Genomic DNA, 24,229 nt, shown 5'->3' on the forward strand with positions numbered 1-24,229 from the left:
CGTAGAAAAGAAGAGTAGGAGATTAATCTAATGATAGACTTACATTCTCACATATTATATGATATAGATGATGGATCTAAATCGTTTGACATGTCCATTGAAATGTTGCGTATGGCAGCAGCCTGCGGCACGACGGATATCATCGCCACGCCTCATGTGAACCGGCGCGGTGTAGTACCGGAATGGTCGGTTATCGTGGAAAAGGCAACCGCCTTGCAGGAAGATGCCAAAAAAGCGGGCATTCCCATTACCATTCATACCGGTGCGGAGGTGGAAATTAACTTTGAAGCCTTAAATTTCCTAAAGGAAGACGCACGGGATTACTGTATTGCTGGCAGTCGCTACATTCTTTGCGAATTGACCAATCAAAGTGAACCGAAGCAAACCGAAAACTTGCTGTTTGAATTAATGGTACGTGGCTATCGTCCTATCTTGGCACATCCCGAACGGTATGACCGCATTATGGAAAAACCGCGGTACATTTGGAAGTGGCTGGAAAAAGGGGTACTCACCCAGTGTAACGGCGGTAGCTTTGTAGGCTATTTCGGTGAAGAAGTACAACGCCGTGTAGAAATGCTGGCCCGTAAGGACATGATTTGTTTCCTCGGCAGTGATGCTCATCGGACAACGGTGCGCAATCCTGACTTGGCCCCTGTTGAGGTGGCGATTAAAAAGCTAACGAACGGTGCCGCTTTATGGCAGCGTTGTGAGGATAATGGGAGAAAGCTATTGAATAAAAAAGCTATTTATCCGTCCATAGAAGGGGAATGGCGTGAAGAAAAGCCGAAGAAAAAAGGCTTCTTTGCCAAATTGTTCGGATAAGACAGATAGCAACACGTAAGTAAGTGGATAGCATAAGGAGTTGTAGGATGAAGAAGAAATTGGCAGCAATGGTCATGGGCCTTGCATTGACGACAAGTGGCGCCATGGCCAGCGAATATACCATGCGCTCCGGTGATCAGCTAAGCATTGTGGTCACCCAGGAGCCGAGCATCAGTACATCAGTGAATGCATCGGGTACTATGACACCCTATTTGGTACGGCCTGATGGAAGAGTATCCATACCGCTGGCCGGTGAAATTAACGCAAACGGTATGACGGTAGCACAATTTACGGAGGAACTGCGGACGCGCTTGTCCAAGTATATTGTGGATCCCGATGTGGCGGTAAACGTTGTAAAACTGGGTACCGTACGCGTCTATGTGTTCGGTGAAGTGAACCGTCCCGGTGCGTTTGAGCTCACCAAGGGACATACCGTTATTGATGCTATCGGGGCTGCCTCCGGTTTTAATTGGGATACGGCGAAAAAGAAAATTTACCTTATTCGTCAAGACCGTCCGAAAGAACTGATTGCTATTAACTTAAATCGCATGCTCGAAACGGGGGATATGAGCGAAAATTACGAAATGCGCGAAGGCGATATGCTGTACTTAACGAAGAATGGTCGTATTAGCTTTAGTCGCGATATTGCACCTATCTTTAGTGCCGTTTATTCTATTACAGAAGCTAAAAAGAATTTAGATGATTGATAAGGGGTGTGACAATGGCAGAAGATACACGTAAGGATATTCCAAAAGAAGAAGAGACCATAGACCTGGTCGAGCTGTGGCATACCATCCGTGAGCATACATCGTTTATTGTGAAAACGACGGCGGTATGTATTTTGTTGGCCGGATTGTATTTGGCAATCGCAACACCGACATACCAGTCAGTAGCCTTGCTGCGGGTGAAGCAGAGTCAAGGCTTGGGTGATTCCATGCTGAGTAGTCTTGCATCGGGAAATCCATTGCAATCCAAGCAACAGATGAGTACAGATGCAGAAATTTTAAAGAGCCGCCAGGTAGTTATTCCGGTTATTGAAGCCACGCAAGAGCCTAATGATGAAGGCAAATATCCGGAATATGAAGGTTTTGTTAAGAAGCATATTACTACGACACCCTTTAAGGATACGGACATCATGCAGGTGGCCATGACAGCCGACACGGCGGAAGGGGCGCAAGAAGCCAATAAGCTATTGGTAAATGGTTTCCTTAAACGCTTAACGGAACTATCGCAGAATGAAAAGAAAGTGATTCGTCAATTTTTGGAAAAACGTGTAGTTTCTTCGAAGAAGGAACTACAGGCGGCAGAAGATAAATTGCAGGCGTACCAGTCGGATAATAAAATCTTCTCGCCAACGGATCAGATGAAGGGATTAACCGATAAGATTTCTATGCTGGATAAGGCAAAGGCAGAAAACCAATTGAATTTGGAAACTGCAAAAGCAGCCTTGGCCAGTGCGGACGGTCAATTATCGTCAGCCGGTATTAGCATTGCAGATAGTCCGACCATCCAGAAATACAAAACACAACTGGCGGAACTGGAAGCAGAAAAAGCCGGTTATGTGGGCAAATATACGGATGAACATCCGAAGATGCAGGCTTTGAATAAACAAATCCAAGAGGTAACGTCTTCGTTAAATACGGAAATAGACAAGGTAGTCTCTCAGGAAGCACCGTCCAGCAATCCGGTTCAGCAAGGACTCTTAGCGAGCAAGTTTAAAAATGAAGCGCAGATTGCGGTAGCACAGAGTAAATCCGGTGCCTTGGCACAGCTGGATGCGGAAGCGGATAAGATGATGGAACAATTCCCGGAACAGCAAAAGGGATATATTCAGTTAAAACGCGATCAGGACGTGGCACAGGAAATCTACGTTATGCTATCGAAGCGTTTGGAAGAAGCAAAGGTAGCGGAAATCATGGTACCTACAGAGGTACAGGTTATCGATGAACCGACACTGCCGGAAAAACCGATTGCACCGCGTAAGGTGTTAACGTTAGCCATCGCGTTTATCTTGGGGCTGCTAGGCAGCAGTGCTTTCGTTATTGCCCGGAGCCTGCTTAATCGCAAAGTACGCACAGCAGACGATGTGGAAAAATACTTGGGCTTGCCGGTACTGGGTGTGATTCCTAAATTTGAGGATCAGATGGAAGAGGGTCCCGGTCACAGCAAACAATCATGGTGGGATAAGCTAAAAGGAGGATTGTCATGGCGAAAACGGAATTAATAGCACATTACGATAAGCTCTCTCCTATTAGTGAAGGCTACCGTGCTATTCGTATTAACCTACAATTTGCAGGAGCGGATAAAGCCTTGCAAGTAGTAGGTGTGACCTCGTCTTCACCGGGGGAAGGGAAATCGACGACCATTGCCAACTTGGCTATCGTTATGGCGCAGGACAATAAGAAGGTGCTTCTCATTGACTGTGATTTGCGTAAGCCGACGCAGCATAAAAAGTTTGAAATCGAGCAGGATGGTTTGACGAATACTCTCGTGCGCGGGAAAGCTTTGGATGCTTTGGTGCAGCACGATGTATTTCCCAATTTAGATATATTAACTAGCGGACCGATTCCGCCGAATCCATCGGAATTATTGGGCAGTCATAAAATGGCTGAGGTCATTGCATGGGCCCGTGATCACTATGATTATGTTCTTATCGACTTACCGCCGATTCTGGCTGTAGCTGATGCGGCAGTTATCGGGAACATGGTTGACGGCGTGCTCATGGTAGTGGCATCCGGCAGTATGACGCCGAACGAAGCTATGGATGCGAAGAAACGGTTACAACAGGCCGGCGTTACCATTCTCGGCGTTATCTTAAATAAGATGCCGCAACAACGACGCTATGGCTATTATCAATATTATTATCACGATGATGATAAGCTGTAAGCGATAGATACTAAACAAAAATTTTCATCATAGGTAGGAGGAGAGAACTATGACAGATACTAAAGGACTAAAAGATATGGCTAAACGAAATATTCCCTTTAGCCCTCCTGATATTACAGATTATGAAATTGAAGAAGTAGTTAAGGCCTTACAATCCGGTTGGATTACGACAGGACCTCGGACGAAAGAGTTAGAAAAACGCTTGGCAGACTATTGCGGAACCAGTAAGGTTGTTTGCCTGAATTCGGCGACAGCAGCAGAAGAACTCAATTTTAGAATTTGCGGTATTGGTGAAGGTGACGAAGTTATAGTTCCGGCCTATACATATACAGCATCTGCGTCGGCAGCTATTCATTGCGGTGCGAAGGTTATTTTCGTAGACAGCCAAAAAGATTCTACGGAAATGGATTACGAAAAAGTAGCAGCAGCCATTACAACGCGTACAAAGGCGATTGTAGCCGTAGATTTAGGTGGCGTGGTAGCACATTATGAACCTCTGTTTAAGATTGCCGAAGAAAAACGTAATCTGTTTACGGCAAAGCAGGGAGATGATTTAGGTGCTCGTATTCAGCAGAGTGTAGGTCGTATTCTTATTTTCTCCGATTGTGCACATGCTCTCGGCGCTTCGCGAGATGGCGTGATGACCGGTGCTATTGCAGATTTTACCGACTTTTCCTTCCATGCAGTAAAAAACTTTACCACGGCCGAAGGTGGTGCATCGACCTGGCGGGATATCCCAGGAATTGATAATGAAGAAATTTATCACCAGTATCAATTGTATTCTTTACATGGTCAGAGTAAAGATGCATTGGCAAAGACACAAATCGGTGCGTGGGAATATGATATTATCGGTCCTTGGTATAAATGTAATATGACAGATATTATGGCTGCTATCGGACTTCGACAGCTAGATCGCTATCCGAAGTTGCTGGAACGCCGTAAAGAGATGATTAAGCGCTATGATGCTATGTGTGACGAATTAGGTTTATTCCATTTGGATCACTTTGCAGAACACCAGATTTCTTCCGGTCATTTATATTTAATTCGAGTTCCGGGGGCTAGCGATGAAGTACGCCGCGAAATTATTACTGAATTGGCAAAACGCGGTATTGCAACTAATGTTCACTATAAGCCATTGCCGATGATGACGGCGTATAAAGCGTTGGGATGGGATATTAAGGATTTTCCAAATGCCTATGATTATTATCAGAATCTTATTACATTACCTTTGCACACACACTTATCCGACGAGGACTTGGACTATGTAATTGAAAATGTAAAAGATGTAATTAAGCAATATTAAAGATTAATAGAAGTAAATGAATAAGGAGCGTGCCATGCTATTACGAAAATGGAATGAGTTACCCTCTCATATGCAATGTGATGAGGTGAGACCATATTATGACATTTTAGAGAAGAAGAAAGGTAGCTTAATTGCCAAACGAGTCTTTGATGTAATAGCAGGGAGCATGCTCCTTGTTGTTTTATCGGGACCGATGGCAATTATCGCAGCGTGCATTAAAGCTGATTCCAAGGGACCTATTTTTTATCGTCAAGAACGTGTAACAACGTATGGAAAAAAATTTGGAATCCATAAATTTAGGACGATGGTCAATAATGCGGATAAAATAGGAACTGCAGTCACTGTACAAGGCGATAGTCGCATTACAAAGGTTGGTCACTTTCTTAGAAAATACCGTCTTGATGAATTTCCTCAGGTATTTGATGTTCTCAGTGGTAATATGAGCTTCGTAGGAACAAGGCCTGAAGCTACAAAATATGTGGAACATTACAGTAATGAAATGCTGGCTACATTATTGTTGCCAGCTGGGATTACAAGTGAAGCGAGTATTAAATATAAGGATGAGGCGGAATTACTAAAAAATGCTGTTGATGCAGATAAGGTATATATAGAAGATGTATTACCGGAAAAAATGAGATATAACCTTCAAACTGTGAAGAATTTTAACTTTATGAGTGACATCAAGACGATGATTAAAACGGTATTGAGCGTTGCTGGAATAGGAGATAAATAGAAGTGGAAAAATATTCTGTTCTGATGACAGTATATAAGAAAGATAACCCTGAATATTTTCTATTAAGCTTAAGAAGTATGATAAATCAGAGTTATAGACCAGACGAGATAATAATTGTAAAAGATGGCATTATAACACATGAATTGCAGTCTGTTATAGATAAATGTAAAACGGATGATATATCTATTAAAGAAGTACAACTTAGCACTAATAAAGGATTAGGCTTAGCATTAAATGAAGGACTTAAATATTGCACTAATGAATTAATTGCTAGAATGGATTCAGATGATTACTCTATGCCGACTCGTTGTGAATTACAAGTAAAGGCCTTTGATGAGAATAAAACACTTACTATTGTTGGTTGTCAAGTAAGGGAATTTGAATGCGATATTAATAATATTATTGGAGAGAGAAGAGTTCCTCTTGATAATGATGAAATATATAAGTTCATCAGAACAAGGGATCCTTTCAACCATCCTACCGTTATGTATAGAAAGTCAGCAGTTGAGGCTGTTGGAGGATATGGAAGTTATAGAAAAAATCAAGATACAGATTTATGGATTAAAATGCTTCAAGACCATGCTGTATGTAAAAATCTAGACGGCGATTTATTTAGGTTTAGATTTGACAAAAATACATATGCTAAGCGTAAGACATGGTTGAATACAAGTATTCTTATTGGTATAAGATATAGGGCTTGGAGAAGTGGATTTAACTCTTTCTTTGATTTTTTCAAGGTAGCTGTAGCTCAAACGGGAATGTATGTATTGCCAGTGGGCTTTCAAAAATTTCTTTACCGTGTTTTATTAAGGAGATAATAGCATAATGGGGATTGAGCAGACAATTAATTATCAGTTAAATAAGTATCCAGTAGCTAAAAAGTTTATAAAACGTGCATACCAGTATACTATGTATGGGTTATCAAAAAAAATAAAATCAGAAGGTAGTATTCAGAGAATGACACCAATAGATGATAGCTATGAGTATTTCTTTGGTTACTATGATAAATCGCCATGGGATGCCACAGAACAATATATGTTGTGCTTGCGAGTAAAAAAAACATGGGATGATGTTTCACCTAAAGACGTAGCGGATATTGTTTTAATTGATACAAGTTTATCTGAGTCCTATCCAAAACGCATTCGCAAGCTAGCAGAATCGCATTCGTGGAATGTACAACAAGGATGTATGTTGCAGTGGCTAGGCCCCGATTATAAGGAACGTATTATCTATAATGATTGTCGTGAAGGAAGATACTGTTCTATAGTTTTGAATGTGTTTACAGGTGAAGAAAGAATTATTGAGATGCCTGTATATACGGTAGCATCCGACGGAACATTTGCTTTAACATTGGATTTTAGCCGGTTATATAATCTTCGTCCTGGTTATGGATACTATAATATTCCCGAAAAAACTAAAGACGTAGCTCTTCCAGATGCAACGGCTATTTGGTATGTTGATCTTTTTACAGGTGAAAGCAAACCTTTGCTTACATATGTAGATTTTTCTTCATTTATGCCTAGACCGGAGATGATGGAGGAGGGAAGTGTACATAAGGTTAATCACTTAATGCTAAATCCAGATAATCAGAGATTTATGGTCTTATATAGATGGTTTAACGGGCATAGAAAATATACTCGGCTAATTACATGTGACGTTGATGGAACTAATATGTATGTTCTTTCAGATGATGATATGGTAAGCCATTGTTTTTGGCAGGATAATGAGCATATATTGGCTTATGAAAATAAATCTAATGATGGACCTGGATATTATTTAATGAAAGATAAAACACAAGAGTATATCCATTGTTGGCCGGAATTATCCAGTGATGGACATCCAAGTTACTCACCTGACAGAAAGTATGTTGTTACGGATACCTATCCAGACCGTGCTCGTATTTCAAAAATTAAGATTATGGAGGCGGATAGTACAAAAGACAAAGTATATACTGTAGCTAAAGTCTTTTCTCCATTCAGATACGATAATGATACACGGTGTGATTTACATCCTCGATGGAATAGAAGAGGTAATAAAATATGCTTTGATAGCGTATTTGAGGGGAAAAGAGGACTTTATATAATTGATTTTAATTCTAGCTTTAATTATTTAGCATCTCTTTCAAAAACAAAAGAGAATGAGAAATTATTGAGTATAATAGTACCTGTTTATAATGTAGATAAATATTTAGATATGTGTGTAGAGTCTTTACTCAATCAAACATATAGGAATATTGAAATTATTTTAGTTGACGATGGTTCGACCGATTTAAGTGGAAAGTTATGTGACAAATGGGCAGAAAAAGACAAGAGAATTAAAGTTATCCATAAAGTGAATGGAGGGTTATCTAGTGCTAGAAATGCTGGAATAAAGTTATCTCATGGAGAATACATTACATTTGTTGATAGTGATGATTGGATAGCTAATAACATCTATGATAAAGCTTTAAAAGCTATTCATACTTTTAATTGTGATATTGTAGATTTTAAAGTTAAGTTCAGTAAGGTAAGAAAGGAGAGTCCTATATTCACTGAAGAAGGATTACCCACTATTGTCAAGGGTAATATGATTATTGAGGATTATTTATATCGTGGTCAAACAGATGTATGTCCTTTTTCTGTCTGTAGAAAAATATACAAAAAAAGACTTTTTGAAGGAATTATTTTCCCTGAAGGAAGGTTAAATGAAGATATAGTAACTAATTTTAAATTGCTTGAAAAGGCGGATACATTAGTCCATTTAGATGTAGTGGGATATTATTACTACCAGGGGAATGTTGATAGCTTAACAAGTGGGAAATTAAAGAGGAAAGATTTCGATTTATTAGATGCAAGTAATGAGTTGGTTCAATTATCAAGAAGATACAGAAATTATCCAGGAATAATAAAACTTGCTGAAATTAAGGTAGCAAGAAGCTATTTTTCACTTTTAGCTAAATATGTGATTGGAGGAAGAGATCAGAGTATATCAGATAATGATATATATTTCCTGCAATATAATTTAAGAAAACATTATAGTCTATTGATGAATGCGCCAATTTCTTTTAATCGAAAGATGCTGATGAGTATGGTGTCTGTAAATTATAGATTTTTGAGAAAGTTAGTTAAAATTATAAAAAGGATTAGATAAGATGAAAATTGTATTTGTAGCTTATCTTCATGGATTTGGTGGAGCAGAGAAACAAATAATTATGTTGGCTAATGAAATGGTGTCACGTGGACATGATGTGACGTTGGTTTCTTTAGCCGCCAATAACTTATGCTATGAATTAGATAAAAAAATAAAATATATTTATATTCCTGATAAGTATACTGATTATAGACGACTGGTTTTCAGATACTATAAGCTCTATGGTGTTTTAAAAACAATCAAATGTGATTTGGTTGTTAACTTTTGGTTTCAATCGGCGTATATGACTGCTTGTATGAATAAATCAATTATAGGGAAGGTTATTTATGCTGAGAGGGGAGATCCTTCTGATGCTGAGTATACCGGAATATTGGGGATGATTAGGAACTTATGTATTACGAAAATAGATGGATTTGTATTTCAGTCACAAGGAGCAAAAAAGTACTTTCCAACAGTCAAAAATGAGAACTATAGAGTTATTATGAACCCTATATCGTTTAGTAAAAAAGATTATGAACAACCTCAGAGTCGCAGAAAGGCTATTATAAATGTAGGACGATTGCATCCGCAGAAAAATCAGAAGTTACTGATAGATGCTTTTTCAAAAGTGGCATCGGATTTTCCCGAATATTCGCTGGAGATTTATGGTGAGGGGCCTCTAGAAAAAGACTTAAAAAATCAGATTAGATTTCTTCATTTAGAGGATAGAGCCTTTTTGAGGGGGACCTCAAAGAATATATTAGATATATTAAATACATCTTCATTATTTGTTCTAACATCTGATTATGAAGGTCTTCCAAATGTGCTTATAGAAGCAATGGTATTAGGGGTGCCCTGTATTTCTACAGATTGCCGTCCGGGTGGTGCAAGAGAGATTATAATAAACGAGGTGAATGGACTTATTGTTCCATGTAACGATGTACAGTCCTTAGAAAAAGCTATGCGAAGATTTTTACAAGATGATGGTCAACTAGCATTGAAGAATGATAATAAAGATTATGAAGACAGGTTCAAAAAGTCTACAATATATGATGAGTGGGAAAGTTTTTTTGAACAATTGAGGTGTTAAGTATGACAGTGTATTATTTTACCTTTTCTGTCGTGGCTTTTCTTTCATTTATGTATTGTTTTCTCTCTGGCTATCAAAAAGTTGTTATAGGGAGATATACAGTTTATGATGAAAATAAGAAGAGGGTTTATTTGACAGCTTGTATTATGTTTATATTGGGCTGTATAGGAGCTATTAGAGGGGAGACCGTTGGTACAGATTTATTTACCTATGTACCAAGGTACTTTAGCATCGCAGGTACAACATGGGAAAATTTAGTTTATTTTAAGGAGTCATGGAGTTTTGAATGGGGGTTTATAATTTTTTGTAAGTTGTTATCAGGAATTTTCCCCTCAAGTATTCAGCCTTTTCTAATAGCAACTTCCGCTATTACAATATATGGCTTCTATAAATTTATTGCTAAGTTTTCTAAAATACCAGAGTTAAGCATTTTTATATTTATAACGTACGGTTATTGGAGTAATTCGTTTAATACTGTTCGTCAGTATATTGCTATAGGATTATTAAGTTGGGCTTTTGTTTGTTGGCAAGAAAAAAATAAAATAAAGGCTTTTATCATAACTATATTGGCAATCTCAATACATGCTTCATCTGTTGTTTTTATACTAGTTTTTTTTCTCGATAAGATAAAATTTAGTAAAAAGGCATTTCAAGTCATTTTAATTATTACGATAATTATTTTTTTAACTCCTAGATCTTTCTTGACAACATTATTATCCTTTACATCATATTTTTGGTACGCGGATAGGACCGGTAGTGGCTTATCTATTTTAATTGTTTTAACCTTTATTTTTATATTGACCTTTATTATGAAAAGTAGGATTAAGACATTTGATAATAAAATTGATTTATGGTTGTGGATGTTGGGAATAGCAATTATTTCTAATGTTATGGCACTAGAGATTGGCTTATTTGAACGTATTATGCGATTTTTCTTAATAAGTTTATTTGTTATAATTCCGGATATTTCTTATGCTTTTAGAAAAAAAGTAGGAAATATAATTATTTATGGTAGTGTGATGATTGCGTTTGGATTATATTATTTTCTTGTACTTCTATCAACTCCTGAATCATCTGGATATGTTATCCCTTATTATCCTTTTTGGGAAAGTGTAATATGAGGAAAGAAAAATGCAGCGATCTGCTTATTCGTTGATGATATTCTAATGTGATTGGCTTAAGAGAAATTTTTCTCTAGAAGTCTGATTTGATTTTTGCAATAAGGTGTGGACAGAAATGAAAATTAATATTTTACATTTTATACCTAGTTTATATTCAGGTGGAGCAGAAACTCTTGTTAAGGAGTATGCTCAGAAAATAGATAAAGAGAAATTTCATATTGAGGTTCTTTGTTTTAATCGTCTGAATTCTCCTTATGAAAAGTTATTACAAGAAAGCAATATAACTGTTACATTTTTATCGGATCACAGGTTTTTCATAAATAAAGTACATCCTAACTTGTTTGAGAGAGCTTTTAATAAGATCTTAAGATATATATTAGTGAGACAATATATTCGGAAAATGAAGCCGGATATTATACATTTTCATCTTAATGTTGCTAGTTATGTTAATTTTGCCAGTCCAAAAGAAAAGACTGTTATTTTTTATACACATCATTCAACAGTAAAGCGTTTGTTGGAAGATTATGCATATAAAGGGGCTATATCCAATATAAAGAAATTAATAAAAAAATATAGAGCGCATATTCTCGCATTACATGACGAAATGAAAAATGAACTGCAGGATATTTTTAAGTTCAATAATATATCTGTTCTGAATAATGGCGTTGATGGAGATAGATTTCGTATTAACCTGAATAAGTCGCAGGCAAAACAGAGATTGGGCCTTGCAGAGACCGATGTTGTTATTGGTCATATTGGTCGATTTGTACAGGTAAAAAACCACACATTCTTATTGAAAGTTTTTAGACAGGTGAAAAATAAGGTGCCTGCGGCCAAGTTGTTGTTGGTTGGCTCCGGGGAACTAAAAAATAAAATTATTGAAGAGGCAAAGCTATTAGGCATTGACGAGGACATTAAGATTTTAGAAAATCGATTAGATATACCTGAAATAATGAAAGCAATGGATTGTTTTGTATTTCCCTCCATCTCTGAAGGACTTCCGATAGTTACTATCGAGGCCCAGTTTGCAGGGTGTCCGGTTGTTACATCCGAAGCAGTAGATAAAAGAACAGCCATTAGTAATCTAATACAATATGTATCATTGGATAGATCAGAAAGTGACTGGGCCAATAAAATACTGGATTGTATTACAGATTGTGATGAGAAAAAAATTCAATATTATGGGTTAGAGTCATGGGATATGAAGTATGTTATTAAGAAATTAGAAAAATTATATGAAGATGAGTACGCAACTATGCACGTAGAGGCTAAAGAAAGGAATTGATCGGTAAATGAAAAAATCCTTTATTATTACAATAGACACGGAAGGAGATAATTTATGGAAATGGAAAGCAGGGGATGTTGTTAGAACCGAAAATGTTAAATATCTTACTCGATTCCAAATGTTAGCAAATACTTATGGATTTAAGCCTGTATGGCTGAGTAATTATGAAATGATAGCTGATGACGCATATATAGAATTTGCAAAGGCTATTACGAAAGATAACTCGGGAGAAATAGGTATGCATTTACATGCCTGGAATTCTCCGCCGTTATATGATTTGCCGGTGGCTCAGAACGGAGCGCCTTATTTAATAGAGTATCCGGAAGAAGTCATGGAAGAAAAAATTTCTTATATGACGAATTTTATTACTAAGAGAGTAGGTATTCAGCCTGTCTCACATCGTGCCGGACGATGGGCTATGAATGATACATATTTCTCTTTGTTAAAAAAATATGGGTATAAGGTAGATTGTTCTGTTACTCCCCACATTGATTGGCGTACTAGTTTAGGACAAACGCAGGGGGCAAAAGGTACTGACTATAGACACTATCCTGAAGAACCGTATTATATAGACGAGGATAAGGACCTCTTGGAAGTACCGGTAACAGTGAGAAGAGGTAAAAAATTTTACTTACCTAAAAGACTAACACCAAGGTCGATAGCTGGAACCGTATGGAGAAGGATTAAAGGTCAGTCCCTATGGATACGACCTAATGGATATAATTTCCATCAAATGAAAGATGTAATAGATACGGTTGTACAATCAAAAAGCGATTATGCAATGTTTATGATACATTCTTCTGAATTGATGCCAGGAGGAAGCCCCACGTTCCCTAATGAACAATCCATAGAACAATTGTATAATGATTTAGAAAAATTATTTGATTATGTAAGCCAATTTTTTGACGGCAGAACATTAGCAGAGTATACGAAAACAAAGTTTCGTGCAGATGGACTTATGCATGAGCAAAAATAAAATGGATTGTAGGATCAATTATTATGAAGAATAGTTTAGCTAGTAAAGTTCTGGATGGTCTTATATGGTCATTTTTTGAACGATTTTCATCACAAGTTGTATCGGTAATTGTTGCGATTGTTTTAGCAAGGCTACTTGAACCTCGATACTATGGAGTTATAGCCATGGTGACAGTATTTATTACGCTAGGTGATATTCTTGCTAATTCGGGGTTTGGTAGGGCTGTTGTGCAAAAGAAAAATGCTAGTAAGGAAGATTATGATAATGCATTTTTTCTTAGTATATTAATTTCTTCAACTGTATATGTTATTTTGTTTATTTCTGCTCCCTATATTGCAGAATTTTATGGAATAGAAGAGCTAAGTATGATTGTTAGAGTGATGGCATTAAGGGTTCCTATTTCGTCATTTTACTCTATTCAACAAGCATATATACAAAAAGCGATGCTTTTTAGAAATTTTTTTCTTGCTTCACTAAGTGCGGCTATAGGCTCGGGAGTTATTGGAATTACATTAGCGCTATTGGGATATGGAATATGGGCGTTAGTTGCTCAGGCCCTTTCAAATAGCATATTATCTACATTAGTCCTATTTTATATTTCAAAATGGCGCCCTAGTTGGAAGGTGAGGAGAGAAGGGCTTAGAGATATATTTTCTTTTGGTAGTAAATTGATTGAATCTGAGATTATAGCGAATGCTATGACAACGATTAGAACCATGATAATGGCTAAGATGTACACGCCAAGCGATTTAGCATATTATGATCAAGGCCAAAGATATACAGGAATAGTTGTTGGAAATCTTAGTACGGCAATTAATAGAGTGATGTTACCGGTGTATTCTTCAATGCAGGATGACATTACTTTATTGAGAGATAAAGTAAGAACATCTATTCGGGTTGGTATTTTTTTTATGGCACCGATGATGCTAGGTCTATTCGCAGTAGCAGATAATTTAATAGTAACCTTGTTGACAGAAAAATGGATAATGGCGACTCCGTATTTACAGATATTTTCGTTGTATTATTTGACAAGACCATTTGAGTCTATAGCCAATCAAGCGCTGATTGCGAGAGGACATGTAAAAAGCTCGTTCTATGTTATGGTGTTAATTAATGTTATTTCTTTTGTATCAATGATGATTGTTATGATTTTATCATTAGACGTGCTTGCCTTTGCTAAGAGTATTTTGATAGGTACTATAGTCAGTGTATTGTCTTTTTCCTATTGCATGAAGCGATATCTTAGGTATAAGTTTTTAGATCAACTAAAGGATATCGGATCATCTATTATGATAGCTGCTGTTATGAGTAGTGTTACTAGCTTAGTTGGACATGTATTTGTTAGTTCCTTGCTTAATTTAGTGGTGCAAGTTGTAGTTGGAATTATTATTTATATTGGAATTGCATTTTGTTTTAAATTATCTGCTATGACTTATTTGGTGAAAAAACTTAAAAGTAGATAAAGTATTTTATTAGATAACTATGAATTGGAGATGTCAGCATATGGTCGAATATAAAGTGTTGGTTATTGGAGGAGATCATCATAATACGTTAGCAGTGATACGGTACTTAGGTAGAGGAAATATACCCTTTAAGGTCCTAGTACATGGTGATTATTCCTCAATAGGAGATATTCACATTGCCGCTTCAAAGTATATTAAGCCTGATATGATTGCATTTTGTCCGGATGATGAGACTATATTGGAACAGCGTATTTATGACTACAGCACTATGTTCAGGGGAAGATGGGTGCTTATACCGTGTTCTGACTTTTCTGCTTATGTTATTGATAAGAGTGATATACTCTCTTCTCAAAATTTCATCCTCCCAGGATTTAAGGACCGTAAAGGGCAAGTGGCCTTTATGATGGATAAATACCAACAAAAAGTATGGGCTGATAAAAATAATATTCCCATGGCAAAAACGTGGAGTATAGGTATTGAAGCAGGACACTTTACAATACCTGCTGATATTATTTATCCTTGTATTGTAAAACCGGAAGTATCGGCGTTAGGGAAAAAGTCAGATATTGTTATTTGTAAGGATAAAATACTATTAAGCGCAGCTCTGGTTGAGCTTGCAGACAAGGGCTATAAACATTTGCTTATTCAACAATTCTTAATAAAAAAATATGAAGAGTGTGCTTATGGCTGTTTGGTTGAGCAATCACCACGTATTTGTGGTGGAATGATAAAAAAATTAAGAGAGTATCCTGTAAAGGGGGGGAGTACAACATATGCAGGTTTTGAAAGTAAAGACTGTTTTTTACGTTCGCTTGCTTATAAAGTGTTAGAAAAATTATGGGAGCAAGGCTATCGAGGTATGTACGATATTGATTTGCTTGTGTGCGAAGATCAAGTGTATTTAAATGAGATTAATTTTCGGACTAGTGGAAATGGATATGGGATGATGGCAGCTGGAGTAAATTTTCCTCTTATCTATTTTATGGATGTAACTAATAAAAGATTATCTCGCGCCTTGAAAACAAGAGTGGATTCTAAAGTTTTCTTTATGGATGAATTAAGTGATATCAGGCACGTAAAAGAGGGGCGAATATCTTTAATTAACTGGGGGGCTTATATTATGAAAGCAGGTGCTTTCGCTAAATGGAGTCGTGATGATATAAGCGGAAGCTTAGCTTGGTATAAACCATATGTGAAGCGAGTTTTTGAAAAAATAGTAGATAAATGTAGAAGAAAATAGAATTAGCCTATATATTGATGGGAGATATAATGAATGAAACTTATTCGAAATTATTCCATAGATATGTTTAAGTTTATTTTTTCGCTTTTGGTTATTATGATTCATATTCATGTTTGGGGAAACCGTGAAAATAGTATTGATTTTTAGCTTACTAATTTAGTACCGCGCTTGGCCGTACCTTTCTTTTTCATGTGTACAGGATACTTTTTATGGGAAAAATACAAGGCTGAGACACTTAACATAAAACGTTATTTAATAAAAATTATAAGGTTATATACAATATGGTGTATTATCTATTCACCTATTGTTTTTAGGGATTTATATCATAATGTTGATTCGTTGTCAGGCCTTGTAAAATATATTGTCCATATAGCACACTATTTTATTGTGGTAGGATTTTATCACCATCTATGGTATTTAAATGCAGTTATATGGAGTGTAGGAATAGTATTTTACTTAGTTTATCATGGAATAGCTTTTAAAAAGATATTCTTCATATCGATTATTTTGTATTGTGCTGGGTTATTAGGAGAAAGCTGGGGAGGGCTGGCGGAAATATGTGAACAGATTGTACCTAGTTTACATATATTGTTTGTTTTTACTGGTAAAATTTTTGTAACTGCTAGGAATGGTTTGTCTGAGGGGATGCTATTTATTTGTTTAGGGATCTTAGTGTCGATTAAGGGAAAGGCGCATAGCTTGCCATTATCAGTAATGGGAGGAATAATATGTTTAGCTTTACAAGCTATAGAATTATATTATGTAAAGTCCAATGATATGGCAATTCACTATGACACTTTTATTATGCTACCGTTTACGGCATATTTTCTTTTTCAAACAGTATTAGCTCTATCTACAGACTACCATAGAGTCTTTCCGTATTTAGGGCCAGCGAGTACATTGATTTATTTAGTACATCCATGGGTTATCATTCTTCTAATGTTTAGTGATAAGTTGCTACATACGCATTTTATGGACTTTATAAGCCCCTTTATTATTGTTCTTATTATAACGTTAATTATCTCCTGGGGAATATTAAGATTGAGTAATATATCTAAATTTTCTTGGTTGAGAAAATTATATTCATAATGCTCAGAAAGATTGGGAGAGTACTGATGCATCTAACAAAAGGACATGTGACGAATCACATGTCCTTTTTAGCATATTAATATGGATACAATTTTATTTGTATACAGATTTTAATTACCAATACGCTGTTATGGGCTAGAGTATAAATAATATACATCTATAAATGATATACATCTGTGAATGATATGCATCTACACATGATATAGATCTAGAAATGACAGATATCAAAAATTAAAATCCCGTGTGTACCTTCATGCTATAATAAAAATATAATTTCATGGTCCTAAAAAGGGAGGGGATAGGCATGAAAATACTTCGCCGCATCGGCAAACTCGTACTTAATGCATTTCTTTTCCTATTTATGCTATTTATAGTAATTATTAGTAATCCTCTTATGACTCTGCTTTTACTTATTTCTATCCCAATTGCTTTAATTTTTACTTGGATTCTTGCGCTTTTTATTCTTCAAGTATTTACTGATAATCCAAGTACGACGGGAGTGTAAAATAGTTTGTGTAAACAGGTTATTATACTAGTTTCAATTATTCCCCTCATAATTGGGCAAACACATAGCAAGAATGATACTCATGACAAAACGTAAAAAAACTATACCCACTCCCGGAGAGCAAATTGCGCAGCAGATTCTTGATAACTATGACCTTAAAGATACTCAAGATATACAAGATGCTCTGAAGCAGATTTTTGGCCCTATCTTTGAAGCAGTATTGAAAGGCGAAATGCAAAATCATCTTGGTTATGAAAAGAATGGGCATACAGGAGAGTCTACGAATACTCGCAATGGATATTCAAAGAAAACATTGAAAACATCACTGGGAGAAGTCCCTATCTCTGTCCCAAGAGTCCGTCAGGGGCAATTTGAGCTTCAAATAGTAAAGAAGTATCAGCGTAATGTATCCTCGATTGAAGGCAAAGTGCTGGCCATGTATGCACGCGGGATGAGCCAGCGTGACATTGCTGCTACCATTGAAGATATGTATGGATTCCAGCTCTCTCATGAACAAATTTCGAATATTACCGACTGCGTTATGGAAGAAGTAGACCGCTGGCGTACATCCTAGTGCCATCGCTGTTTGGGAAAACAATTTCCAACACGTAGAACAGTTCTTTATGTATGGCAGTGCAGTACGAAAGGCAATGTACACGACCAACGCCATTGAAAGCGTAAATGCCAGTTTTCGCAAAGTCACGAAGAAAGGTTCCTTCCCTAACGAGGATGCTATTTTAAAAATTTTCTATCTTCGTATTTAGGAACTCTATAAGAAATGGACTTCACATCATCTGGCGAACTGGGCAATAATCCGTAACCAGATGCTTATTGATGAGCGGCTGGGACCTTTGATGGAAAAGTATGACAAAGATTTTTAAGAGTTTACACAAAATATTTGACATGCCCGTATTTTAATATAGTGGCTTATATAAAAGTGAATTTTAAGATGTAGGTCAAAAAGAGAATACAGGGGAAGCGAGGAGTAGCCTGTGATTGGCTTAGCTACTTTTCTTGTATAGGAGGAAAGCCCAATGGACAAAATTGCTCAATACAGATTTGAAGCGAATAGATTTTCTGCTATTGAAGTGTTAGCCGAATTATATAATCAATGCTATGCTCATATTGGAATGTCTACGCTTGATGATATGACGAAGAAAAAATATTTGGATTATATATTGGACAGACAGCAAGAGTTGGCTGTCGAAAAAATTAAGACACCTGATGATATCCACAAACAGAAAGAAAAGTTTAAAAGATTCAAAGAAAAATTAGCTTACGATGGAGTAGGCTAAGACACGCAACAGTTAAAGAATATGTTATAATCAATACAGTCCATAGTGTTATCTCGTGTGTAGGATTTTGATCGTGATACGATGGTACAAATGATACGATAAGAATGTAGGAAAATGGCAACTTAAGAATGTAGGTTTTTGGTCATGTAAGAATGTCGAGTTTAATAATATCATTACGTACCTAAGGAGGTGTGAAGATGAGTGAAAAGGATCACGATAATTATCGTGATGAACATTATGATAAATTGCTATGCCTTTTCACGGCTGCAGAAGCAAGGTTTTCTCTATTAGATTGGAAATTAATAGAGCAAGGTCTTGCAGAACGCACTCTTTGCGGAGCGCTCATGAATAGACTTAATGAGATAATTTGCTTTGATGGTCACGCATATAATCTTGCTCCGGAGACAGTAGCCGATGTGGAGTATAATCGACTCTGTAAGAGCAAATTGGACGGGGATAATAAAAAACGAATTATAGTTGAGAGAAAAGAAAATCGTAGAAAACATAAGGGATATATTTTTACAGATATTATTGTACACAAAAGAAAGAGTACATGTAATGAAATTGCCATAGAGGTGAAAAAAATTGGCAATTTTGACTACATAACTAGGAGAGAAAAGAAAGGGATACATTCTGACGGGACTCGCCTTAAAAATTTAACTTCTCAGGATGGGAACTATAAATATAAAATGGGAATTCTTTGTATATTCCATCCATGGGATATACAATCAAATAGTTTTGGGATAACTCATGAATTTTATAAGGATGGGAAGTTTGTGGATAAGGAAGTAGTGATATATAAAGTTAAGAAAGAGAGGGAGAGTACGAAGGCTGAAGGAATTTACGAGTTAATGTTGTAGAGAGATATGTAAGTTAGGTTGCTATAAAAAATATAAGCTGCCAAAGCTAAGTAATCAGGTCTATAGGTTGATTGCTTGGTTATGGCAGCTTATTTTTGTATGTAGAAAATTCCCGACTGAAAGTGTTCTTGAGTTTAACAAATCATTTGTAGGGGATATTCGTGCATAATTCAGTGATAGTGTGATATGGTATAATATGAACATAGAATCGATGATAGCTTGATTTGAAATAGTTATGATTAGAAATATAGATAAGGCGATATAATTTTGCTGAGTGCGAAGTAGTTATTTATTATGAAAGTTAAATACAGAATGGGAGGAAGAAAATTGAATAAGGTTCCTATTGTTGCAATTATGTATGACTTTGATAAGACACTATGTACAAAAGATATGCAGGAATACGCATTTATCCCTGCATTGGGAATGACAGCAGAGCAGTTTTGGAAAGAGGCACAAGAACTTACAGATAGGGAAGAGATGGATAGTATCCTAGCGTACATGTTAAAGATGGTTGAAAAAGCAAAGGAGAAAAAGATTCACATACAACGATCTACATTACAGAAGATGGGGGAAGATGTAGAATTCTTCGAAGGTGTGGAAAGTTGGTTCGACCGTATTAATAGTTATGCTAGAGAGATTGGAATAAGAGTAGAACATTACATTGTTTCATCCGGGTTAAAAGAAATTATTGAAGGAACAACGATTGCTAAACAGTTTAAAAAGATTTATGCTTGTGAGTTTCTTTATGATTATACAGGGATGATTCAATGGCCAAAGTTTGCTGTTAATTATACAACTAAAACTCAATTTTTATTTCGTATAAATAAAGGTGTACTTACAGTCGATACAAGAAGTGAAAGAGAATTAAATGCATATAAAGAAGATATGGAGCGTCGGATTCCTTTTTCTAATATGATTTATGTTGGCGATGGACTAACGGATGTCCCTTGCATGAAATTAGTTAAGGTCAACGGAGGGCAATCTATTGCAGTATACAATCGCGACCAGGGGCGTCAACAAGCGGGAGATTTGATGAAAGCTAATCGTGTAAATTTTGTAGTACCCGCTGATTATAGTGAAGGTAGTCAAATAGAGGTGGCAGTAAAGGCTATCATGAATAAAGTAAAGGCAGTAGAGGAATTGGCAGAGACCACTAAATCAATCGCGGAATGAGGACTATAGATTAAATAATGTTGATGTATTCTTACGATATATGAGGTATAGTTGTATGAAATTTAAGTCAGTAAGGATAATAAATTTTAGAAACTTTGAAGATATATCTATAGATTTAACTAATAAAAATGTTATATTTGGTATGAACGATGTAGGAAAGACAAATTTTTTATATGCTATAAGATACATATTTGACAAAGAGATTAGAAGACGCAATTTTGGAGATACAGATTATTATAAAAAGAATGTAGAGACACCAATAGAAATTATTGTGGGAATTGATATTAGCGATACAGGTGATATGGACAATCAAAAGTTGCGTGCAAAATTAAAAGGGGCGATTCTCTCGAATCAAAAGACTGTATATATAAAATTACTAGCTGAGTATGATGAAAAAGAAATGGTTGGTATTCCATCTTTATACTGGGGAGGGAATCTTGAAGATCTGGAAGTAATGCCGGCTCGTAGCACATTTTTTGAGATTGACTATGTTTTTAACGTAGTTTACATTGATGCATATGTCGATTTATATGCCCTGTTTAAAAAGAATGTCAATAAATTGCTTATTAATGATAATGAACAGGATAGAGCGATTTTAGATGATATTGGCAATACTTGTGATAATTTAAACTCTCATATATCTAAGTTATCTGGCGTAAAATCATTTGAGGAGAAAATTTCACCTGAATATAAAAAATTTAGGCATGATGATGTATCTATATCTGTTAAGTCAGAAATTGCAGTGAAAGGCTTATATTCTAATATAGTTCCTTATATAAAACAGGATGCAGATGATTTTTTATATCCGACGTCGGGAGAAGGACGGAAAAAGCTATTAGTATATTCTATTTTTGGTTTACTTTCTCAAGAGGAAGAAGAACGAAAAATCAATATCTTTTTAATCGAAGAGCCTGAAAATCATTTGCATCGCTCTATGCAGATAGCCTTATCTCATGTTTTGTTTGACGAGAATAAATATCGATACCTGTTTATGACGACCCATTCCCCTCAGGTGTTGACTGAAATGGATAAGGTAAATTTGGTTCGAATATATAACGAAGATAAAGTAGTAAGCAAAAGTATTCTTTATAAGGTGCCTGATGAGTTTAAAAATCAACGAAAAATGTTGAATCGGGGATTGGTAGAGGCGATTTTTGCAGATAAGGTATTACTTGTTGAAGGACCATCTGAGAAGATCTTGTTTGATAAAGTTTTAACGAAAATAAATCCACTGTATGAGGCTGATGGTATTTATATACTCCCGGTAGGTGGATTTGGATTTGAACCATATTATGAAATTCTTGATGCGTTGCAGATAAAAAAGATTGTTAAGACAGATAACGATTTAAGAAAGATAAAGGGGAAAAAGAAGTATAGTGTATTAGGTTTTTCACGATTAAATAGATATATTAAGAAGAGTGAAAATGATGATGTTGAAAAGTGCCTCCTTCCTGAAACGCCGATTAATAGAAACGGGGTTAAAGCAAAACAGAAATTATATGAAAATAATCGAGAAAGACTCGATGAAATCAGATCTAAATATTCTCTTTACTTATCTAGATGTAGCTTAGAAGAAGATTTGGATGAGGTTATTCACGATAAAATGCTTACATATCTTCCTAATGCTGATGGAGATCCTATTAAGTATTTGCAGGATGCGAAGAATAAGCACATGGTTGAACTTGTCGAAAAACTGGAAGAGCAAGATTGCACAAGGATTTATGAGCATTATAATTTTGCATGTTTAAAGGATATAATGGAATGATGTTATCTCAAATACAAAAGGAAATTGTCGAAACGCCAGGTAATTTGATTGTAAGCGCGAGTGCTGGTACAGGAAAAACACACACTCTAGTGGCTAAAATGGTGCATGATATTGAACACCAATATACGCACAAGGTGGTTGCGGCGATTACTTTTACAATTAAGGCTGCTAAAGAAATAAAAGAACGATTGGCAGTAGATACAATGGGGCATTTTATTGGAACAAATAATAGTTTTGCTATTGAAGAAATTATCAAGCCTTTTATGAAAGATGTATACGGTATGGCATATAGAGTAGGTATGAGTACAGATTATTCTGTAAAGATTCATACATTTGAAGAAGGTATAGATAAAATAAAAACAAAACAAATATTATGTTCGTATCAAGATAATAAGAAAAATTTTATATTTGAACTTGCTTTAAATATTTTAAAATGCTCAAAAGCATGTCAGTTGTATTTGAAAGCAAAATATTTCAAAATTTATGTGGATGAATACCAGGATTGTGATAAAGATATGCATAATTTATTTATGTATATTTGTGATATATTAAAAATAGATACTTTTATTGTGGGAGACGAAAAGCAATCGATTTATATGTGGCGGGGAGCATACCCTGAAGCTTTCAAAGGAATTTTGAATAAAGTCAATTTCTCAAAAAGATTTATGGTAGAGAATTTTCGTTCTTGTCAGCAAATTCAAAATTACTCAAATTTGCTATTTGAAAATACCAGGAATCTATATGTACCGGTAGATGATTTATCTTCTGTAGTAATAGTATGTTCATCGGAAGAGAATTGGGTGTCTAAGATTACCCCCTATTTAGATGAGAGTAAGAAGAGTGCATTATTGAGATATAGTAATGAGAATGCTAAAGTAGGAGCCAATAAACTGTTGGATAGTGGCATTGAGTTTACATATATTCCTCAAATTCCTATTGCTGATATAACTACTGAAGCCGCATGGCTATATAACGCAGTAGCAAAATATTTTATATTACCACAGTACTCAGCTTATGACCTTCGGGATGAGATTCCCAATGAAGCAGATGGAAATAGAAAAATCTTAAATCGTATTAAAACTGCGCTTACCTATTTAGGTAAAAGTTTGGAGGAAAAAGATGAACTAAGTTTTTATGAACAGGTGGAGGAAATAGCTAACTACTTAGGTTATCAGACAAAAATTGATCATTGTAAGCAATTATATACTACAATTTGCGATGAACAATATCACGCAGCATTTAAGATTGATGAACTTAAACATGTTGCTATGACATTTCATTCTTCTAAGGGTTTGGAATTTGATCAGGTGATTATATTTGCATCTGATTATAGTTTAGCAACTAAGCAGGAGATATATAATCATTATGTTGCAGTAACACGGGCAAAATCTAAGTTATTTATCGTATATGTTCATAAAAATTCTTATGCAAATCAGTTTGCTAATAATATCAATGAAATTTTAGAAAAATCAAGTCTAAAAATGAAAGAAATAGCTACTATTATGAAGTAACCAA

At 35.8% G+C, this 24,229-nt stretch carries 21 protein-coding genes and 1 pseudogene; all 22 read left to right on the forward strand.

Going from position 1 to position 24,229, the window contains the following annotated elements:
• Positions 1–30 precede the first annotated feature (30 nt).
• Positions 31–822 (forward strand): tyrosine-protein phosphatase, encoded by a 792-nt coding sequence (locus tag G344_RS0107695; protein ID WP_028255691.1) that lies wholly within the window; start codon positions 31–33, stop codon positions 820–822.
• Between the two features lie 47 nt (positions 823–869).
• Positions 870–1,529: a polysaccharide biosynthesis/export family protein gene (locus G344_RS0107700; protein WP_028255692.1), complete on the forward strand. Its 660-nt coding sequence runs from the start codon at positions 870–872 to the stop codon at positions 1,527–1,529.
• A gap of 14 nt (positions 1,530–1,543) precedes the next feature.
• Positions 1,544–3,046 carry a GumC family protein gene (locus G344_RS0107705; protein ID WP_038155275.1) on the forward strand — a complete coding sequence of 501 codons (1,503 nt, stop codon included), beginning with the start codon at positions 1,544–1,546 and terminating at the stop codon, positions 3,044–3,046.
• The gene (locus G344_RS0107710) at positions 3,028–3,708 is read left to right on the forward strand and encodes a CpsD/CapB family tyrosine-protein kinase (RefSeq protein WP_028255694.1); all 681 of its coding nucleotides are present in this window, start codon (positions 3,028–3,030) and stop codon (positions 3,706–3,708) included. The genes G344_RS0107705 and G344_RS0107710 overlap by 19 nt, the downstream gene beginning before the upstream one ends.
• Before the next feature lie 49 nt (positions 3,709–3,757).
• Complete coding sequence (locus G344_RS0107715; protein WP_244869510.1) at positions 3,758–5,011, forward strand: DegT/DnrJ/EryC1/StrS family aminotransferase; 1,254 nt, start codon at positions 3,758–3,760, stop codon at positions 5,009–5,011.
• A 34-nt stretch (positions 5,012–5,045) separates the two neighbouring features.
• Complete coding sequence (locus tag G344_RS0107720; RefSeq protein WP_028255696.1) at positions 5,046–5,744, forward strand: sugar transferase; 699 nt, start codon at positions 5,046–5,048, stop codon at positions 5,742–5,744.
• Between the two features lie 2 nt (positions 5,745–5,746).
• A complete protein-coding gene (locus G344_RS0107725) occupies positions 5,747–6,562 on the forward strand; it encodes a glycosyltransferase (protein WP_028255697.1) in 816 nt (271 codons plus the stop codon).
• Positions 6,563–6,569: 7 nt separating this feature from the next.
• On the forward strand, positions 6,570–8,873 hold the full coding sequence (locus G344_RS11730) for a glycosyltransferase (RefSeq protein WP_071838107.1): 2,304 nt from the start codon (positions 6,570–6,572) through the stop codon (positions 8,871–8,873).
• A 1-nt stretch (position 8,874) separates the two neighbouring features.
• The gene (locus G344_RS11045) at positions 8,875–9,942 is read left to right on the forward strand and encodes a glycosyltransferase family 4 protein (protein WP_051245865.1); all 1,068 of its coding nucleotides are present in this window, start codon (positions 8,875–8,877) and stop codon (positions 9,940–9,942) included.
• Positions 9,943–9,944: 2 nt separating this feature from the next.
• Positions 9,945–11,063, forward strand: a complete 1,119-nt coding sequence (locus tag G344_RS0107740) for an EpsG family protein (protein ID WP_028255698.1) — start codon at positions 9,945–9,947, stop codon at positions 11,061–11,063.
• 115 nt (positions 11,064–11,178) lie between these two features.
• Positions 11,179–12,348: a glycosyltransferase gene (locus tag G344_RS0107745; protein WP_028255699.1), complete on the forward strand. Its 1,170-nt coding sequence runs from the start codon at positions 11,179–11,181 to the stop codon at positions 12,346–12,348.
• A 7-nt stretch (positions 12,349–12,355) separates the two neighbouring features.
• Entirely contained in the window at positions 12,356–13,324 is a 969-nt protein-coding gene (locus G344_RS0107750) for a polysaccharide deacetylase family protein (RefSeq protein WP_028255700.1), read from the forward strand.
• 23 nt (positions 13,325–13,347) lie between these two features.
• Positions 13,348–14,787 (forward strand): lipopolysaccharide biosynthesis protein, encoded by a 1,440-nt coding sequence (locus G344_RS0107755; RefSeq protein WP_028255701.1) that lies wholly within the window; start codon positions 13,348–13,350, stop codon positions 14,785–14,787.
• A 40-nt stretch (positions 14,788–14,827) separates the two neighbouring features.
• A complete protein-coding gene (locus tag G344_RS0107760) occupies positions 14,828–16,027 on the forward strand; it encodes an ATP-grasp domain-containing protein (protein WP_028255702.1) in 1,200 nt (399 codons plus the stop codon).
• 168 nt (positions 16,028–16,195) lie between these two features.
• Positions 16,196–17,116, forward strand: a complete 921-nt coding sequence (locus tag G344_RS0107770) for an acyltransferase family protein (protein WP_071838108.1) — start codon at positions 16,196–16,198, stop codon at positions 17,114–17,116.
• A gap of 304 nt (positions 17,117–17,420) precedes the next feature.
• Positions 17,421–17,621: a hypothetical protein gene (locus tag G344_RS0107775; protein ID WP_028255704.1), complete on the forward strand. Its 201-nt coding sequence runs from the start codon at positions 17,421–17,423 to the stop codon at positions 17,619–17,621.
• An 82-nt stretch (positions 17,622–17,703) separates the two neighbouring features.
• Positions 17,704–18,382 (forward strand): annotated as a pseudogene (locus tag G344_RS11735) (transposase); the annotation flags it as partial.
• 273 nt (positions 18,383–18,655) lie between these two features.
• Positions 18,656–18,916: a hypothetical protein gene (locus G344_RS0107785; protein ID WP_028255705.1), complete on the forward strand. Its 261-nt coding sequence runs from the start codon at positions 18,656–18,658 to the stop codon at positions 18,914–18,916.
• Positions 18,917–19,113: 197 nt separating this feature from the next.
• On the forward strand, positions 19,114–19,776 hold the full coding sequence (locus G344_RS11545; protein ID WP_028255706.1) for a hypothetical protein: 663 nt from the start codon (positions 19,114–19,116) through the stop codon (positions 19,774–19,776).
• A gap of 294 nt (positions 19,777–20,070) precedes the next feature.
• Positions 20,071–20,949 carry an HAD family hydrolase gene (locus tag G344_RS0107795; RefSeq protein WP_028255707.1) on the forward strand — a complete coding sequence of 293 codons (879 nt, stop codon included), beginning with the start codon at positions 20,071–20,073 and terminating at the stop codon, positions 20,947–20,949.
• Between the two features lie 55 nt (positions 20,950–21,004).
• Entirely contained in the window at positions 21,005–22,714 is a 1,710-nt protein-coding gene (locus G344_RS0107800; protein WP_028255708.1) for an ATP-dependent nuclease, read from the forward strand.
• Complete coding sequence (locus G344_RS0107805) at positions 22,711–24,225, forward strand: UvrD-helicase domain-containing protein (RefSeq protein ID WP_028255709.1); 1,515 nt, start codon at positions 22,711–22,713, stop codon at positions 24,223–24,225. Before G344_RS0107800 ends, G344_RS0107805 begins: the two co-directional genes overlap by 4 nt.
• The last annotated feature ends 4 nt before the right edge of the window (positions 24,226–24,229 follow it).

This window comes from Veillonella magna DSM 19857 (assembly GCF_000428745.1).
GTDB lineage: Bacteria > Bacillota > Negativicutes > Veillonellales > Veillonellaceae > Veillonella_A > Veillonella_A magna.

Bases quoted from the DNA above. Each gene is read 5' to 3' on its own strand.
- G344_RS0107695 (WP_028255691.1), top strand. From the start codon at position 31: ATGATAGACTTACATTCTCACATATTATATGATATAGATGATGGATCT.
- G344_RS0107700 (WP_028255692.1), top strand. From the start codon at position 870: ATGAAGAAGAAATTGGCAGCAATGGTCATGGGCCTTGCATTGACGACA.
- G344_RS0107705 (WP_038155275.1), top strand. From the start codon at position 1,544: ATGGCAGAAGATACACGTAAGGATATTCCAAAAGAAGAAGAGACCATA.
- G344_RS0107710 (WP_028255694.1), top strand. From the start codon at position 3,028: ATGGCGAAAACGGAATTAATAGCACATTACGATAAGCTCTCTCCTATT.
- G344_RS0107715 (WP_244869510.1), top strand. From the start codon at position 3,758: ATGACAGATACTAAAGGACTAAAAGATATGGCTAAACGAAATATTCCC.
- G344_RS0107720 (WP_028255696.1), top strand. From the start codon at position 5,046: ATGCTATTACGAAAATGGAATGAGTTACCCTCTCATATGCAATGTGAT.
- G344_RS11730 (WP_071838107.1), top strand. From the start codon at position 6,570: ATGGGGATTGAGCAGACAATTAATTATCAGTTAAATAAGTATCCAGTA.
- G344_RS11045 (WP_051245865.1), top strand. From the start codon at position 8,875: ATGAAAATTGTATTTGTAGCTTATCTTCATGGATTTGGTGGAGCAGAG.
- G344_RS0107740 (WP_028255698.1), top strand. From the start codon at position 9,945: ATGACAGTGTATTATTTTACCTTTTCTGTCGTGGCTTTTCTTTCATTT.
- G344_RS0107745 (WP_028255699.1), top strand. From the start codon at position 11,179: ATGAAAATTAATATTTTACATTTTATACCTAGTTTATATTCAGGTGGA.
- G344_RS0107750 (WP_028255700.1), top strand. From the start codon at position 12,356: ATGAAAAAATCCTTTATTATTACAATAGACACGGAAGGAGATAATTTA.
- G344_RS0107755 (WP_028255701.1), top strand. From the start codon at position 13,348: ATGAAGAATAGTTTAGCTAGTAAAGTTCTGGATGGTCTTATATGGTCA.
- G344_RS0107760 (WP_028255702.1), top strand. From the start codon at position 14,828: ATGGTCGAATATAAAGTGTTGGTTATTGGAGGAGATCATCATAATACG.
- G344_RS0107775 (WP_028255704.1), top strand. From the start codon at position 17,421: ATGAAAATACTTCGCCGCATCGGCAAACTCGTACTTAATGCATTTCTT.
- G344_RS0107785 (WP_028255705.1), top strand. From the start codon at position 18,656: ATGGACAAAATTGCTCAATACAGATTTGAAGCGAATAGATTTTCTGCT.
- G344_RS11545 (WP_028255706.1), top strand. From the start codon at position 19,114: ATGAGTGAAAAGGATCACGATAATTATCGTGATGAACATTATGATAAA.
- G344_RS0107795 (WP_028255707.1), top strand. From the start codon at position 20,071: ATGAAAGTTAAATACAGAATGGGAGGAAGAAAATTGAATAAGGTTCCT.
- G344_RS0107800 (WP_028255708.1), top strand. From the start codon at position 21,005: ATGAAATTTAAGTCAGTAAGGATAATAAATTTTAGAAACTTTGAAGAT.
- G344_RS0107805 (WP_028255709.1), top strand. From the start codon at position 22,711: ATGATGTTATCTCAAATACAAAAGGAAATTGTCGAAACGCCAGGTAAT.